Raw genomic sequence first — 14,522 nt, 5'->3', positions numbered from 1 at the left:
AAATTTCATATCAACAGAATAACACTATTGCCCCACCGAACAAACTTACAAATACAATAAGAAGACATGAACATAGAGCGAGTAATTTCTCATCTCATCTACGCTTCCTTTTAACTGCAATTAGAAACGCAATAAATAATACATTCACACCGATTATTAAGGAGATAAATAACCAATTCACACCTGTTTCTCCGTTAACTTTATACACATTTGATTCTTCACGTTTTAAAACGAGATAAAACTTTCCGTTTTCCTCTCTTATAATTTCATCCTGTAACAATCCTCTTAACTCTTGTTTTTCACCAATTGCACTTGCAGGTAAGGAGACTTTTTGTGTTTCTTTCGTATTATTAATTGCTACTAAAGTTACTTCATCTTTATATTTTCGTTTTAGTATGCTCATCCCGCTCTTATCATACAGAAGCTCAAACGTACCGCGTCGTAAAGACGGTCTCGCCTGCCTAATTTCACCTAGTTTTGTTATGTGCTGCATAAATTTTTCGTCTGACTTAAAATCCATTAATCGTCTATTATCAGGTACACTTCCTCCATCTAATGCAATTTCCGTTCCGTAATAAAAATTCGGAATCCCAGGTGATGTTAACAAATAAGTAAGCGCCAGTTTTAAACGTGATGGCGGATAATACATATTTTCTTTTGCAATACGCGCATATCTTTTTGTTTCTTGATCATCTAAAAACGTAACAAATTCCCCTTCTTTTTTACTCACATCGTATAACGATTTCACCGATACATCCGCTTCGGAAAACGATTCTACGATTTTTTCGTTGTATTCGCTATCCTCCTTTGTCATAATACGAAAATCTTTCTTTATCACTTGCATATCTTTTTGCGCGTTATCCCAAAAGGAACGCGGCTTTTTTTCACTATGTATAACATAACTTCCGTCTAAATCAACTTCTTTTATCCACCATTTCATTGCGTCAATTACCTGTCGTTCGTTTTCTCCAAGCGGAAATTGAAATACAACTTTCATTCCTTTTGCATGAGCTTCTTTTACAAGTTCTTTCACATCATTGTCTGTCCCGAAATGTTCATTTACCTTTTTAAAATTTCGCACGTCTAATCCATCGTACTTTCCACTTTCAAAAAGCGGCGAAAGCATAACGGTAGTAAAACCCATTTCTTTTATGTAATCCAACCTTTTTATAATTCCTCTTATATCCCCGCCTTGATACCCTTCTAAATTACCAACTTCTAATTGTTTGTCATTTTTCGGTTCTCCATTATTGAAGCGATCAATCATAATGGAGTATATAACTTCATCTTTCCACTCTCTTTTTTCGTCTGCAAAAGTATGTATTGGTACAAACAAAACAAAAGCTAAGCAAAAACAAATGAATAGTTTCCTAGTCCGTATTTTTCCCACACGCATCCCCCAAGTTTTTAATTGTAAGAATATTATACCAATTATCCGAGAGAAACGCATATGTCGATTTCAATCCTCACAAAATAATCTATGTTACATTTTCTAACATCATGTATATATTTTTCTGAATTTTTAGTTGATTTTTAGTTCCTTTTCGAATATGATATGAAACATAACAAAACGATGTTATTTTTTCTAACATTATAGGAGGAGAGCTCATGAATATGGGAGATACAGTTTTTATGTTTGTGACGACGGTAATGGTCATGTTGATGACACCAGGATTGGCACTTTTTTATGGAGGTATGGTTCGCAGCAAAAATGTACTCAGTACAACGATGCATAGTTATAGTGCAATGGCTACCGTTTCGATTCAATGGATTGTTATCGGCTATTCTTTATCATTCGGACCAGATTGGCACGGGCTTATCGGTACACTTGATTGGTTCGGTCTAAACGGAGTTACCTACGCACCAAATCCAGACTACTCATCTACTATTCCTCACAATTTATTCATGATGTTTCAACTCATGTTCGCCATTTTAACTCCAGCTTTAATTTCAGGTGCATTTGCTGAAAGAATGCGATTTTCTGCCTTTCTTATTTTTATCCTTTTATGGACAACGATTGTTTACAATCCTGTCGCTCATTGGGTATGGGGCGTCGGCGGTTGGCTAAGGGAACTTGGCGCACTAGACTTCGCTGGCGGAAACGTCGTTCACATCACTTCCGGAGTTGCTGGTCTTGTATTAGCTATTTTCCTTGGAAAACGAAAAAACATAAATGGTTCTTCTCCTCATCATTTGCCATTTACAATGTTAGGCGCAGGCTTATTATGGTTTGGCTGGTTCGGTTTTAACGTCGGCAGCGCATTATCCTTAAACGACGTAGCTTTAACTGCATTTATTAATACAAATATAGCCGCTGCTGCCTCAGCATTAACTTGGATGCTTTCAGAGTGGTTCTTCCAATCAAAACCGACTGCGATGGGAGCTGCTTGTGGCGCCGTTTCCGGTCTAGTCGCTATTACACCAGCTTGCGGGTTCGTTACACCTTTCTCAGCTCTTCTTATCGGAGCAATTGGCGGCGTATTATGCTTCGGAGCGGTCTTTTTCTTAAAAACAAAATTCGGATACGACGATACACTCGATGCATTCGGATGTCACGGCATCGGTGGAACTTGGGGCGGTATTGCGACAGGATTATTTGCAACTACTGCCGTAAACGGCGATGGCGCTAACGGATTATTTTACGGAAACGCCTCGCTGCTGTTGAAACAACTTGTAGCGATCGGCGCAACATATGCGTTCACAATTATAATGACGTATGCCATTATTAAAGCAATCAACTTCTTCCTCCCTGTCCGGGTAGATGAGCACGAGGAACATATGGGACTTGATATTTCGATGCATGGGGAGAAAGCTTATGAGTATACTGAGCGAGTGAACTAAAAAAGAGATGCAATCTATTAGTAATAGATTGCATCTCTTTTTTGCGCACCGGGCAACATACCCCACCTAGTATAACTGGAAATATATTAACGGTTTTTTGGATATATCAACGATTTTTCAAATATATCGATTGTTCCTTTCAATATATCAACGTTTCGACACAAGATATCGATTTACCAACAAATTCCGACATAACGAAACTGAAGAATACCCGCGTGTAACTTTACACATAAAAAAGACGACCGAAACCCAGTCGTCTTTTCCGATTTATTTCGGAGCATTTCCTACATATTGCGTAATATCAACATTTAATACCTGCGCTAAACGCATACCGTATTCTTGATCTGCACGGAAGAAGTTACAAACAGCTAGTAATTTCGTGCGTTCATTTACGTCTTTTAAATCATTTGTTAAGTTTGCAATTAAGTTATCTTGCTCTTCTTTAGAGAATGAACGGTAACGCTCACCTGCTTGTTTGAAGTCATTTGGTTTGTCAATTTTTTCACGAGATACATAGCCTTCTACTTTCATAGTTGAATCGCGGTAAGCTGGGTCTTCAACTGGATTCTCTGCATGACGGCTCGGTTCGTAGTTGATTGTAGATGGGTTTTGATTCACTTGCATCGCACCATCACGCTGTTGATTATGAACAGCTGCGTATGGGCAGTTTACAGGAATTTGTAAGTAATTTGCACCAAGACGATAACGCTGTGTATCTGGGTAAGAGAATAAACGACCTTGTAATAATTTGTCTTCCGATGGCTCAATACCATTTACAGTTGCACTTGGAGAGAACGCTACTTGTTCTACTTCTGCAAAGAAGTTTTTCGGATTACGATTTAACGTCATTGTCCCTACTTCCATTAATGGGAAGCGATCTTCTGGCCACACTTTCGTTGGATCTAGTGGATCAAAGTCTAAAGAGTCCATTTCATCTAATTGCATAACTTGTACGTGTAAATCCCATTTCGGGTGATTTCCTTTTTCGATTGCGTCGAACAAGTCACGAGTTGCATGATTGAAGTCTTTCCCTTGTACTTCTTGCACTTCTTTCGCATTTAAGTTACGTACACCTTGCTGTGGTTTCCAGTGGTATTTAATATAAACAATTTTACCTTCTTCATTAATCCATTTAAATGAATGGACGCCGAAACCTTCCATCTCACGATAACTTGCTGGTGTACCGTAATCAGAAAATACCCATGTCATCATATGTGTAGATTCTGGAGTTAACGTCATGAAATCCCAGTAACGATCTGGCGTTTGAATATTCGTATCAGGTGCTGGTTTTAAAGAATGTACCATATCAGGGAATTTAATTGCATCACGAATGAAGAAAACTGGTAAATGATTACCTACGATATCGTAGTTTCCTTCTTCTGTATAAAATTTAACAGCGAACCCACGTGGGTCACGTGCTGTTTCAGGAGAACCTTGACCATGAATAACCGTTGAAAAACGAACAAATACAGGCGTTTCAGTTCCTTCATTTTGTAAAAATGCCGCTTTCGTATATTGTTTCATACTATTTTTCGTTACGAATACACCGTGAGCACCTGCACCACGTGCATGCACAACACGCTCCGGAATACGTTCACGATCAAAGTGCGCAAGTTTTTCTACTAAATGATAGTCTTCTAATAATACTGGTCCACGACGACCAGCTGTACGAGAATTTTGGTTATCTCCAACTGGAGCACCTTGGTTTGTTGTTAAGCGATTATTTGGATTCATCTAGGGGGATCCTCCTCTTTATTTCGTAGTAATTATTATTTATTTAAAATTATTATAAATTAATTATTATTCAAAACTAAATCTTTGTCAACTATTTCCTTCACTTTTTTGGAAACAATTTCAGCCAAACAGTCGATAAATGCTGATTGTGCATTCGGCATATTTGGTCTAAAATATTTGGCATTTAATTCATCAGTTACAACTTTACATTCATAATCGTTGTCATATAAAACTTCTAAATGCTCCGCTACAAAACCAACTGGGCAATATATGAAAGATTCGTACCCATGCTCTTCATATAAATCTTTCGTTAAATCTTGCACATCTGGACCAATCCACGGATCTGGAGTATTCCCAGCACTTTGCCAACCGATTGTATAGTTTTGAATATTTGCAGCTTCTGCAATTAAATCTGCCGTATGCTTTAGTTGTTCTACATAAGGGTCTCCTGCTGCAATAATTTTTTCTGGTAAACTATGCGCTGAAAAAATTACGACTGCTTTCTCTTTATTTATAATATTAGTAAACGTCTCTTTTATTTGGTCTGCCCAATACGAAATAAATTTCGGTTCATCATACCATTGTTCAATCGGTTCAATAACAGGACCACCGATTTCTTTTGAAAGACGAATAGCACGGTCATTATACGCTTTAATGCTAAATGTAGAATAGTGCGGTGCTAATACGATACTAATCGCTTGCTCGATCCCATCATGCTTCATTTCTTCTACAGCATCTTCTATAAATGGTGCAATATGTTTTAAACCTAAGTAACAAGTAAATTCATACTCTGTAAATATGTTATTCATTGAATCTGTTAATTTATGCGCCTGTTCTTTCGTAATTTTTGCAAGCGGTGAAATTCCACCAATCGCTTTATAGCGCCCAATTAAATCTTCAAGCGCTTCTTCTGATGGCGTACGCCCGTGACGGATATGTGTATAATATGCCTCTACATCGTCTAATGATTCTGGTGTTCCATACGCCATTACGAGTAAACCTATTCTTTTCTTTGTCATCTATCTAACACCTCAATTTTATAAATGAGAATCTTTTTCAGAACATTTGTTTCCAATTATAACAAGTAATAATAAGTACGTCAAAATAATAATTCTAATTAAGTATTATTTATAAGGTGATTTTGAATTTCATATGACAATTTCTTTAATAAAAAGCGACTTACATAATTGTAAGCCGCTTTTCCCTTATTCCTTAATATTTACCCCATATTCTTTAAACCAAACATGAATTTGTGCTAAATGAGCTAAAAGCTGTGGCCCAGTCATCAATTGACCAAACCATGGTGTTTGAAATGCACTGCCGCCAGACTGAATCAATCCGCTCAACTGCTCTTTATCAAACAGTTCGTGTAAAATTGAACCTTTATCCGTTAATAGATTTTGAAGCCATACTGTTACTGCTTTTGTATAGTGCGGATTGTGCGTTTTCGGATAAGGACTCTTCTTTCTATATAAGATGTCATGTGGAAGTACACCTTCTAACGCTTTACGTAATAGACCTTTTTCGCGGTTTTTATACATTTTCATTTCCCAAGGAATATTCCACGCATATTCGACAAGACGATGATCTGCAAATGGAACACGTACTTCTAAGCTCGCTCCCATACTCATGCGGTCTTTTCTGTCTAATAATGTTGTCATAAACCATACCATATTTAAATAAAATAATTGGCGTCTTTTTGCTTCTAGCGGACTTTCCCCCTCTAAAATAGGAACTTCTTGAATCGACTCTTCATAGCGCCTTTGTACATATTGTTGTAAATTTAATTTATTTCTCCATTCTTTTTTTAGAAGTTGTTCACGTGCCTCTGTAGAACGCATCCACGGAAATGCACTCGATTGTAAATCATCTTCTCTATAAAACCACGGATATCCACCAAATATTTCATCTGCACATTCTCCAGATAAGCCAACGACAAAATCTTGTTTAATTTCTCGGCAAAACCATAATAATGACGAATCGATATCTGCCATACCAGGCAAATCACGAACGAGTACTGCTTCAGTTAAATACTCTGCTAATTTTTCATTCGAAATGACGCAGCGATGATGGGTTGTTTGAAATGTCTCAGTCATTAAATTAATAAACGGAGCATCTGAATTTGGCTGGAATGCATTCGCTTTAAAGTATTTGTCATTATCTTCGTAATCAATAGAATACGTGTGTAATTGCCCTTTTCCTGATCTCTCATATTCTTTCGCTGCAATAGCTGTAATAGCGCTCGAATCTACACCACCCGATAAAAAAGTACATAGTGGTACATCAGAAACAAGCTGTCTTGTAATAGCATCTTGTAATAAAAAGCGCGTTTTCTCTACTGTTTCTTCAAAAGAGTCTTCATGTTTTTTACTTTCTACATTCCAATATCTCCATATACATAAACCGTTCTTTGAAAATGTCATTGCATGACCTGGACGCAATTCTTTTATACCAGCATAAATACCGTGGCCAGGCGTTCTTGACGGTCCGAGCCCGAATATTTCTGATAATCCTTCTAACGTTACTTCCACCTTCACATCTGGATGCGACAATATCGCTTTTAACTCCGAACCAAATAGTAAGCGTCCGCTATCATATTTATAAAAAAGTGGCTTTACACCTAATCGATCTCTCGCAATAAATACTTGTTCTTTCTGTTCGTCCCATACTGCAAACGCATATATACCGTTTAAATGATCGACACATTCTTCTTTCCATTCAATATAAGAAGCTAATAATACTTCTGTATCAGAATGACCTTTGAACGTATATCCTCTTCTTAATAATTCCTTTCGAATGTCTTCTGTGTTATAAAGTTCACCGTTATAGCAAATGGCGTAATTCGTTTCACCTTTTAAACAAGTCATCGGCTGTTTACCGCCCTCAGGATCCACAACGATTAACCGCTTATGCCCAAATGCGACATTTCCTTTAATCCAAACTTTATTATCATCCGGCCCCCGTTTCGCTAACGTCTCAGCCATCTTCGTAACGACATCTCTTTCTCCTTCTAATGAGCGTTTATAATCCACCCATCCTGTAATCCCGCACATATAAATCATCCTTCCATCTTATTTCTTTTCTTGAACGTGCAGTAATCCCCACCCTAAGAGTGCGGATCAAAAAAATGAAAAACTTGACGATAACCTACTATCCACATATGGAATAGCATTTTCACTCAGTAAAACGTGTTTTATTGTATGCCCACCTATGTCTATATGTGTCTAGTTATAAAGAATGCACGAACTGTCTATAACAGGAATAACTACTTTTCATAAAGGAGAAATCGTGTATGATACAACGTAAACATATTTTATATAATCAGCCCCGTGCTCATACAGTCGGTAATGTAGAATATATAAACAATGAGTGGGTATTCTTTGATGATGAAAATGATGAAGCGTTTTTATTAGTAGATATTGCCGAAGATGGGTTTGAAATTTTGTATAATAACAATTGGCTACCAGCCCGTTTCTATGAACAAGATGTATTACAAATCGCCAACGAGCAACACCATTTGCAAAATGGTGAAATGATACGTATTCGAAAAAAGTTACTTCTTAGCTATAATGAATGGCTGGAGGAATTACCTGACTCTGTCTTCACATTATTAACCGAATCATTGCAATCACTTCACTACTCTTTATATGATTGCATGTATTGTCATAATTATTTATCTTTCTTACCGCAAGAGGAGTCACGCGAAGGAGTAAATATTCTTTTGTTTGATAACGAAGAAATGATCTGTACACTGCAGCACCATTTCGTCCGTCACACTACGTCAAATAAAAATATGTTCCGTTTTACGAAAGTAAATGGAGAAGAGTTGCATATCGATGCGACATAAAGTGAAACTTTAATCAGTGGGGTAGCCCACTGATTATTAGCCTTCACCAATCTGATGTTTACGGGATAAAGTAAAAAACCACCTTATAATCTCCCAAGTCTTTGAGATTATAAGGTGGCTTTATTTTTTATTAGAATACTTTCCAGCCAATCGGTAATTTCAGCCCAAGGTAAAATACTGCTACTAGCGCAACAATAAATAAGCCCCAAACCGCCCCTGTTGGTTTGTTTTTGCTCATTTTCACAAGAACCATTTCCATTCCACCGATAACTAAAATACCAGCTAACATTTTTAAGCCATACCACATGTGCATGCTACCTGTTGCTGTCTTCACAATACTCATGTACAACATGAAGCCTGTCACAATAATAATGATATACATTAGGCGAAGCCCCATATGTACACCTTTCCCTTTTCTTCCTGCTGAATAAAGTGAATACGCAACGAAGAATAAAATTAAACCTAACGCCCATGCTGTAATATGCATATGTACCATCGTATCCCTTACCTCCTCTTTTCACACTTTTTCACTCTATATGATAACATGTTCATTTATTTTCAGGAAATGTTTCGCTTTTTTACATTTAAATGCTATAATATTTAGAGTATTTACAAACTTCTTGTAATAACAAAAGGGGGAACAATCATGATTCAAACTAAGGATATTATCGAACTTACAGACACATACGGAGCAAATAACTATCACCCACTTCCAATCGTTATTTCTAAAGCAGAAGGTGTTTGGGTAGAAGATCCTGAAGGAAACCGCTATATGGACTTATTAAGTGCATATTCTGCAGTAAACCAAGGTCATCGTCACCCGAAAATTATTAACGCTTTAATTGACCAAGCTAATCGTGTTACGTTAACTTCTCGTGCTTTCCATAGCGATCAATTAGGTCCTTGGTACGAAAAAGTTGCGAAACTAACTAATAAAGAAATGGTACTTCCAATGAATACAGGTGCTGAAGCTGTTGAAACTGCAATTAAAACAGTTCGTCGCTGGGCTTATGATGTGAAGAAAGTGGAAGCAAACCGTGCTGAAATCATCGTTTGTGAAGATAACTTCCACGGACGTACAATGGGTTCTGTTTCTATGTCTTCAAATGAAGAGTACAAGCGTGGATTCGGTCCAATGCTTCCTGGCATCGTTGTAATTCCTTACGGTGATTTAGAAGCATTAAAAGCCGCAATTACACCAAACACAGCAGCATTCATTTTAGAGCCAATTCAAGGTGAAGCAGGAATTAATATCCCACCAGCTGGTTACTTAAAAGAAGCTTTTGAAGTATGTAAAAAAGAAAACGTTTTATTTGTAGCAGATGAAATCCAAACTGGCTTAGGCCGTACTGGTAAAGTATTTGCTTGTGACTGGGACAATGTAACTCCTGACATGTACATACTTGGTAAAGCACTTGGCGGCGGTGTGTTCCCAATCTCTTGCGTAGCAGCAAACCGCGACATTTTAGGTGTATTTGAACCAGGTTCTCACGGTTCTACATTCGGTGGTAATCCACTTGCATGTGCTGTTTCTATCGCGGCTCTTGAAGTGTTAGAAGAAGAAAAATTAACAGAGCGTTCTCTTCAATTAGGTGAAAAATTAGTTGGGCAATTAAAAGAGATTGATAACCCAATGGTCACTGAAGTTCGTGGTAAAGGTTTATTCATCGGTATCGAATTAAACGAGCCAGCTCGTCCTTACTGTGAACAACTAAAAGCAGCTGGTCTATTATGTAAAGAAACACACGAAAATGTAATTCGTATCGCACCACCTCTAGTAATCTCTGAAGAAGATTTAGAGTGGGCATTCCAAAAAATTAAAGCTGTATTATCGTAATGATAGAGAGGTTGTCCGACATGTTGGGACAACCTCTTTCTTTTTATATTCATTTATATTAAGATAAAATTGTAATTTTCTGTATTTTAAAATCGTAAAGGAGGTGCGACATGCTATTAAGATATGGTAAACATATTAACTATTTAGCTACAGCTTTTATTTTAGTTACATTCTTTGGTTTCCTACTTTCCACAACATGGCTTCATTACTCAACTCCTACTACACTCACACTACTGAAAGCATCATTTTGGACTGCTGTTATTCTTACTATCATTGGTTTTGGACGAGAAAAAAGCGCACTTACGGTTATACTATTTGGCATTTGTACACTTGCATTCATTGGTCTTTACACTTTTGCCGTTATCGATTACCTCTATAACCCAAGGCCATAAAAAAAGAGCTATCTTTTAACAAGATAGCTCTTTTCTTTATTTCACTACATTTCGTAAAGTACCAATTCCTTCTACTGTAATGACCACTTCATCACCAGCATGTAAAAACTTCGGTGGTGTAAAACCTTTTCCGACACCAGCCGGCGTTCCTGTTGCGATAATATCACCTGGTTCTAAAGTCATTCCTTTACTTATCGTTGAAATAATTTCTTCTATTGAAAAAATCATTTTATTTGTGTTAGAAGTTTGCCTTACTTCTCCATTTACTACCGTTTCAATGTGTAATGCATTCGGCGCATTAACCACCGATTTATGAATTAAATACGGTCCCATCGGACAAAATGTATCGAAGCTTTTCCCAAGGAAAAACTGTTTATGTTTTCTTTGAATGTCTCGAGCTGTTACATCATTGATAATCGTATAACCAAAAACATGCTCAAGCGCTTTTTCTTTTTTTATTTGCTTCCCTCGCTTACCAATAATGATAGCTAATTCTCCTTCATAATCTAGTTCGTCCGTTGCATGAGGGTGACCATTAATTTGCTCATTTATGCCAATAACTGTTGTTGGCGCTTTCGTAAAGATCATTATATTTTCTGGAATAGACTCTACTCCGCCCATTTCTACCGCATGCTCACGATAGTTTTTTCCAACGCACAAAATATTCTTTCTTGGCCTTGGAATCGGCGCTAATATTTTCACCTCTGTTAACGGATAATACGCCGCTTCCCCGTTCTCTTTTGCCCAATTTACAATTTCACATACTTTCTCAAAGCATTCAGTCCCTCTTTCAATACACTCTAACATTGTAATAGGGATTGTAACCTTTTCCCCTTTTTGTCTTTGCGCTTCTCTTAAGTGTAATACCTTTTCTTCTTCTTCATCTACAATACCTACAAATACCTTTTCTTCTTTCTTCGCCGTTACAAAACGCAATATTTCCACTCTCCATCCTAAAACTCATACCCTTTAATTGTATTCGCATCCGCAAGAAAAAAACCTTCTCATGCACGCTAATTTTTACAATATTCTTCTCATCCCCTATTCGTTACCCCTTTATCATTTGGCATAAAATGTAGAAATTTTACTTTTTTTAGCGAATGCATTTCTTTTTTATGAAGTTTTTGTATAATATGTACTACATATATACTAAAAATTTCATTTAGAGATGGAGCCGATTTCAATGTTTGAGCAAGCGATTGAAAAAAAACGTGAAAAAATGATTTATTTTGCTGAACGCTATGGAATGACTTCTCAAAAAACAGTGGATTGTAGCCAAGAACTGGACAGGCTCTTAAATGTAATTTGTCATGTACATACGGATTTACACCCTAATCAAACGTTCAAAACACACACGCAATAATGCGTGTGTTTCTTTTATTTCAAAAAAATACACATTTTATTGGAAACGCCCATACAATAGTAGAAAAGAAAATTTTAAAAACGAAGGGTGTTTTGTATGCCAGCTATGGTCGGACATATTCGTATCGTCAATATTGGATCAAGTGGTATTTTTCATATTGGAGATGTATTTGCGATTAGGCCTATTAGTTACTCACGTGCTTTCGCCGGGGCCGGCTCTTTCAACGTTGGAGATAATGTTTCTGTCTACAATTATCAAAGTGCAACGACTGTCAACGATTCAGATGTAATCGATCAAGCGATAATTGGCTCAACTTAAAGGAGGCAATTGCATTGAATTTTTATGTAAACCAAAGTATCATCATCAACAGTATTAAAATTGATAGCATTACAACCTCTTCTGTGTTCCAAATTGGTACTGCCGGAAGTATTAAAGCCCTATCTAAATTTTCAAATACGGGCGGATTTACGGAGCCGCTTCGCCCATTACAGGCGAAAGGACAAATTATTTCTATCAAACCATCAACTAGTTCTTCTTAAGACATCCTTGTCATAAATATATAGCAGGAATATTTTTACCCTCCCTATTGAAAAGGAGGTTTCACAAATGAATCAAGATATATATACTTACTTACACCAACTTCAACAAGCTCTTCAAACACAACAAGCAGCCATCTTGAATTTAGAAGATCAAGTGCGCCAACTCCAAGAAGAGCTTAACGAATTAAAAAATCGCCCCTCCTCTTCTGTAGGAAAAGTGGAATACAAATTCGATCAATTAAAAGTCGAAAATTTAAATGGTACTTTAAATATTGGTTTAAACCCATTTTCAGCAAAAGGACAACAAATTGAAGATTTTCAAGTGGATACAGAAACATTGAAGGTAAACCCTGAAACTGAAACAAACCCAGACTTTTATCAAGGTATCCTCCAAGAAATGCATCGATACTTAGATGAAGAAGCATATAATCGTATTCTCCATTTTGAACAAGAAGAGCGAACACCGCTTGATGAAATGTATCGACAAATGATGGTGGATGACATAAAAAAACAGATGGAGCATCGACTCCCTTATTATTTATCACAAGCGCAATCATATGAAGGTATTTCAACAGATCCAGATTATTTACGAGATATCATTATTCAGGCAATGAAACAAGATATTGACAAAGCCTTTCTCTCCTTTATTCAGCACATACCGGGAAATTTCCGAAAGGAGTAAGTATGTATGAACCTTAACGTTGTAAACCGTGAGTTAAAAGTCGGACAGATTAAAATGAACGGTGTATCGTCGTCCGCACTCTTTTTAATTGGAGATGCAAATCTCCTCATTCTATCTTCTATTCTCGATACACCATTTGAAACAGTTACAGAGGGTCCATTTGTACCATTAGTAACAGATGTCCCTCCTACTCCAGGTTAAGGAGACTGAGAAATTATGTTGCATCATGTGTCTATTGTCCAAAATGTTTCTATTATTTCTTTAGGGATTGCTGCTGTATTTCAAGTTGGAGATGCAAACCAAATGGAATTAAAAAGTAGAGCTATTGCCGTCCACCGTGAAATTCCTTTTTATATACGGGGAGAAGGTCGCTTTGATGCTTTTGAAATCTTTACAGATGAACACATTACAATTCCAAAACGAACGACAGATGTAAAATTAAATATTGTAAATGAATGCCCTTTTATTGAAGTGAATAACGTTGAATTGCGGACACTTTTAAATTCTGGTTGCTTTCAAATTGGAAATGTTGATTATGGTTTTAATAACTCTCGTATTATACAAATCCGCCAATATATTACGGATGAACCTTCCGCACAATAATTCATATAGTAATTAAAAAGCTTAGTAAAGTAGGTGGATGGTATGCCTTCAGTTGTAGGAAATCTCGTCGTGCAAAACAGTAACGGCTCTTTCAACTTAGGAGATTTTTATAACGTATCTCCGAAAGAAAACACGAAAGCCTATAACGGATCTGGAGCTTCCAATGTTGGGTTTGTCGTGAATACGTTTAACGGTGTTAGTGCAACGAATACATTTGATTCTGATGTGGCAGATCAAGATCAGATTGGAACAGCGTAAAAAAAGTAGGAGATATTCTCCTACTTTTTTCTTTTATGTAATTCAAAATTATTAAAATGAAATTTTAATAAGCAAGAGCTTCACTGTCCACAAATAGTGGTATAAACACGTAAGTAGTGAAGAGGCACTATTTCATTTTATTTAAATGATAACCCACTCTCCTCCAAAGCCTTCCTAAGCTTCGGCAAAGACGCAGGTCCCATACCATGCAGTTTTAAAATTTCTTTTTCACTATATTTTGAGAGTTCTTCTACAGTTTGAATTCCACGGTGCTCTAATGCCCTTCTTGCTGGCGCTGAAAGAAGAGAGAGAAAACCTTCTTTTGGTTTTCTCTCTTTCTCACAGACTGGGCAAGTTGGACAATCGCTACTTTTATAGTACTCGTGTCCCTGTTCACAAGTTCTTAACGTTTTTTCCGTTACCATT

Annotated in this window: 18 protein-coding genes; 11 read left to right on the top strand and 7 right to left on the bottom strand. The window is 36.9% G+C overall.

All coding sequences use genetic code 11. From position 1 onward, the window contains the following. Positions 1–94: 94 nt before the first annotated feature. Positions 95–1,450, bottom strand: coding sequence for an alpha-amylase family glycosyl hydrolase (locus tag ACTFN4_RS27165; RefSeq protein ID WP_002182543.1), 1,356 nt, complete (start codon positions 1,448–1,450; stop codon positions 95–97). Positions 1,451–1,608: 158 nt separating this feature from the next. Here ACTFN4_RS27165 and ACTFN4_RS27160 point away from each other — a divergent pair, with 158 nt between their 5' ends. Further along, positions 1,609–2,841, top strand: coding sequence for an ammonium transporter (locus ACTFN4_RS27160; RefSeq protein ID WP_439963097.1), 1,233 nt, complete (start codon positions 1,609–1,611; stop codon positions 2,839–2,841). Between the two features lie 267 nt (positions 2,842–3,108). On the opposite strand, the gene katB is transcribed toward ACTFN4_RS27160, so the two are convergent. The 3 genes from katB to asnB form a co-directional block, all read right to left on the bottom strand. Then, positions 3,109–4,575, bottom strand: coding sequence for a catalase KatB (gene katB / locus ACTFN4_RS27155; protein WP_439963096.1), 1,467 nt, complete (start codon positions 4,573–4,575; stop codon positions 3,109–3,111). Between the two features lie 59 nt (positions 4,576–4,634). Further along, the gene (gene hemH, locus ACTFN4_RS27150; RefSeq protein ID WP_439963095.1) at positions 4,635–5,594 is read right to left on the bottom strand and encodes a ferrochelatase; all 960 of its coding nucleotides are present in this window, start codon (positions 5,592–5,594) and stop codon (positions 4,635–4,637) included. Positions 5,595–5,780: 186 nt separating this feature from the next. Then, on the bottom strand, positions 5,781–7,628 hold the full coding sequence (gene asnB / locus ACTFN4_RS27145) for an asparagine synthase (glutamine-hydrolyzing) (RefSeq protein ID WP_439963094.1): 1,848 nt from the start codon (positions 7,626–7,628) through the stop codon (positions 5,781–5,783). Between the two features lie 239 nt (positions 7,629–7,867). Between asnB and ACTFN4_RS27140 the strand changes: the two genes are divergently transcribed. After that, the gene (locus ACTFN4_RS27140; protein ID WP_439963093.1) at positions 7,868–8,422 is read left to right on the top strand and encodes a DUF2777 domain-containing protein; all 555 of its coding nucleotides are present in this window, start codon (positions 7,868–7,870) and stop codon (positions 8,420–8,422) included. A 130-nt stretch (positions 8,423–8,552) separates the two neighbouring features. On the opposite strand, the gene ACTFN4_RS27135 is transcribed toward ACTFN4_RS27140, so the two are convergent. Beyond that, positions 8,553–8,918, bottom strand: a complete 366-nt coding sequence (locus tag ACTFN4_RS27135) for a YisL family protein (protein WP_000233494.1) — start codon at positions 8,916–8,918, stop codon at positions 8,553–8,555. A gap of 150 nt (positions 8,919–9,068) precedes the next feature. On the opposite strand from ACTFN4_RS27135, the gene rocD reads away from it, so the two are divergent. Both rocD and ACTFN4_RS27125 read left to right on the top strand, forming a co-directional pair. Continuing rightward, positions 9,069–10,259 (top strand): ornithine aminotransferase, encoded by a 1,191-nt coding sequence (gene rocD / locus ACTFN4_RS27130; RefSeq protein WP_439963092.1) that lies wholly within the window; start codon positions 9,069–9,071, stop codon positions 10,257–10,259. 110 nt (positions 10,260–10,369) lie between these two features. Next, positions 10,370–10,651 carry a hypothetical protein gene (locus tag ACTFN4_RS27125; protein WP_000926857.1) on the top strand — a complete coding sequence of 94 codons (282 nt, stop codon included), beginning with the start codon at positions 10,370–10,372 and terminating at the stop codon, positions 10,649–10,651. Between the two features lie 36 nt (positions 10,652–10,687). On the opposite strand, the gene ACTFN4_RS27120 is transcribed toward ACTFN4_RS27125, so the two are convergent. After that, on the bottom strand, positions 10,688–11,587 hold the full coding sequence (locus ACTFN4_RS27120; protein ID WP_001213071.1) for a fumarylacetoacetate hydrolase family protein: 900 nt from the start codon (positions 11,585–11,587) through the stop codon (positions 10,688–10,690). 247 nt (positions 11,588–11,834) lie between these two features. On the opposite strand from ACTFN4_RS27120, the gene ACTFN4_RS27115 reads away from it, so the two are divergent. From ACTFN4_RS27115 to gerPF, 7 genes are all read left to right on the top strand, one after another. Beyond that, positions 11,835–12,014, top strand: a complete 180-nt coding sequence (locus tag ACTFN4_RS27115; protein ID WP_000462841.1) for an aspartyl-phosphate phosphatase Spo0E family protein — start codon at positions 11,835–11,837, stop codon at positions 12,012–12,014. A 96-nt stretch (positions 12,015–12,110) separates the two neighbouring features. Continuing rightward, positions 12,111–12,332: a spore germination protein GerPA gene (gene gerPA / locus ACTFN4_RS27110; RefSeq protein ID WP_001111187.1), complete on the top strand. Its 222-nt coding sequence runs from the start codon at positions 12,111–12,113 to the stop codon at positions 12,330–12,332. Positions 12,333–12,346: 14 nt separating this feature from the next. After that, the gene (gene gerPB, locus ACTFN4_RS27105; RefSeq protein WP_001012508.1) at positions 12,347–12,553 is read left to right on the top strand and encodes a spore germination protein GerPB; all 207 of its coding nucleotides are present in this window, start codon (positions 12,347–12,349) and stop codon (positions 12,551–12,553) included. Between the two features lie 67 nt (positions 12,554–12,620). Continuing rightward, on the top strand, positions 12,621–13,235 hold the full coding sequence (gene gerPC / locus ACTFN4_RS27100; RefSeq protein ID WP_001070760.1) for a spore germination protein GerPC: 615 nt from the start codon (positions 12,621–12,623) through the stop codon (positions 13,233–13,235). Between the two features lie 6 nt (positions 13,236–13,241). After that, positions 13,242–13,436, top strand: coding sequence for a spore germination protein GerPD (gene gerPD / locus ACTFN4_RS27095; RefSeq protein ID WP_001052807.1), 195 nt, complete (start codon positions 13,242–13,244; stop codon positions 13,434–13,436). Positions 13,437–13,451: 15 nt separating this feature from the next. Next, positions 13,452–13,838 carry a spore germination protein GerPE gene (locus ACTFN4_RS27090; RefSeq protein ID WP_000902319.1) on the top strand — a complete coding sequence of 129 codons (387 nt, stop codon included), beginning with the start codon at positions 13,452–13,454 and terminating at the stop codon, positions 13,836–13,838. 42 nt (positions 13,839–13,880) lie between these two features. Then, complete coding sequence (gerPF, locus tag ACTFN4_RS27085; RefSeq protein ID WP_001141566.1) at positions 13,881–14,096, top strand: spore germination protein GerPF; 216 nt, start codon at positions 13,881–13,883, stop codon at positions 14,094–14,096. A 137-nt stretch (positions 14,097–14,233) separates the two neighbouring features. Here gerPF and ACTFN4_RS27080 read toward each other — a convergent pair whose 3' ends face one another. Further along, positions 14,234–14,521, bottom strand: a complete 288-nt coding sequence (locus ACTFN4_RS27080; RefSeq protein WP_000255728.1) for an RNA polymerase alpha subunit C-terminal domain-containing protein — start codon at positions 14,519–14,521, stop codon at positions 14,234–14,236. Between the last annotated feature and the right edge of the window lies 1 nt (position 14,522).

Origin of the sequence: Bacillus cereus group sp. MYBK95-2, assembly GCF_051915225.1 — a bacterium.
Taxonomy (GTDB): Bacteria; Bacillota; Bacilli; order Bacillales; family Bacillaceae_G; genus Bacillus_A; species Bacillus_A cereus.
Note: the sequence above shows the minus strand (reverse complement) of the source record. Positions and strands in the feature narration are given on the sequence as shown.

Excerpts from the sequence above, each read along its gene's own strand:
- ACTFN4_RS27165 (WP_002182543.1), bottom strand. The coding sequence starts at position 1,450 with ATGCGTTTCTCTCGGATAATTGGTATAATATTCTTACAATTAAAAACT.
- ACTFN4_RS27160 (WP_439963097.1), top strand. The coding sequence starts at position 1,609 with ATGAATATGGGAGATACAGTTTTTATGTTTGTGACGACGGTAATGGTC.
- katB (WP_439963096.1), bottom strand. The coding sequence starts at position 4,575 with ATGAATCCAAATAATCGCTTAACAACAAACCAAGGTGCTCCAGTTGGA.
- hemH (WP_439963095.1), bottom strand. The coding sequence starts at position 5,594 with ATGACAAAGAAAAGAATAGGTTTACTCGTAATGGCGTATGGAACACCA.
- asnB (WP_439963094.1), bottom strand. The coding sequence starts at position 7,628 with ATGTGCGGGATTACAGGATGGGTGGATTATAAACGCTCATTAGAAGGA.
- ACTFN4_RS27140 (WP_439963093.1), top strand. The coding sequence starts at position 7,868 with ATGATACAACGTAAACATATTTTATATAATCAGCCCCGTGCTCATACA.
- ACTFN4_RS27135 (WP_000233494.1), bottom strand. The coding sequence starts at position 8,918 with ATGGTACATATGCATATTACAGCATGGGCGTTAGGTTTAATTTTATTC.
- rocD (WP_439963092.1), top strand. The coding sequence starts at position 9,069 with ATGATTCAAACTAAGGATATTATCGAACTTACAGACACATACGGAGCA.
- ACTFN4_RS27125 (WP_000926857.1), top strand. The coding sequence starts at position 10,370 with ATGCTATTAAGATATGGTAAACATATTAACTATTTAGCTACAGCTTTT.
- ACTFN4_RS27115 (WP_000462841.1), top strand. The coding sequence starts at position 11,835 with ATGTTTGAGCAAGCGATTGAAAAAAAACGTGAAAAAATGATTTATTTT.
- gerPA (WP_001111187.1), top strand. The coding sequence starts at position 12,111 with ATGCCAGCTATGGTCGGACATATTCGTATCGTCAATATTGGATCAAGT.
- gerPC (WP_001070760.1), top strand. The coding sequence starts at position 12,621 with ATGAATCAAGATATATATACTTACTTACACCAACTTCAACAAGCTCTT.
- gerPD (WP_001052807.1), top strand. The coding sequence starts at position 13,242 with ATGAACCTTAACGTTGTAAACCGTGAGTTAAAAGTCGGACAGATTAAA.
- ACTFN4_RS27090 (WP_000902319.1), top strand. The coding sequence starts at position 13,452 with ATGTTGCATCATGTGTCTATTGTCCAAAATGTTTCTATTATTTCTTTA.
- gerPF (WP_001141566.1), top strand. The coding sequence starts at position 13,881 with ATGCCTTCAGTTGTAGGAAATCTCGTCGTGCAAAACAGTAACGGCTCT.
- ACTFN4_RS27080 (WP_000255728.1), bottom strand. The coding sequence starts at position 14,521 with ATGGTAACGGAAAAAACGTTAAGAACTTGTGAACAGGGACACGAGTAC.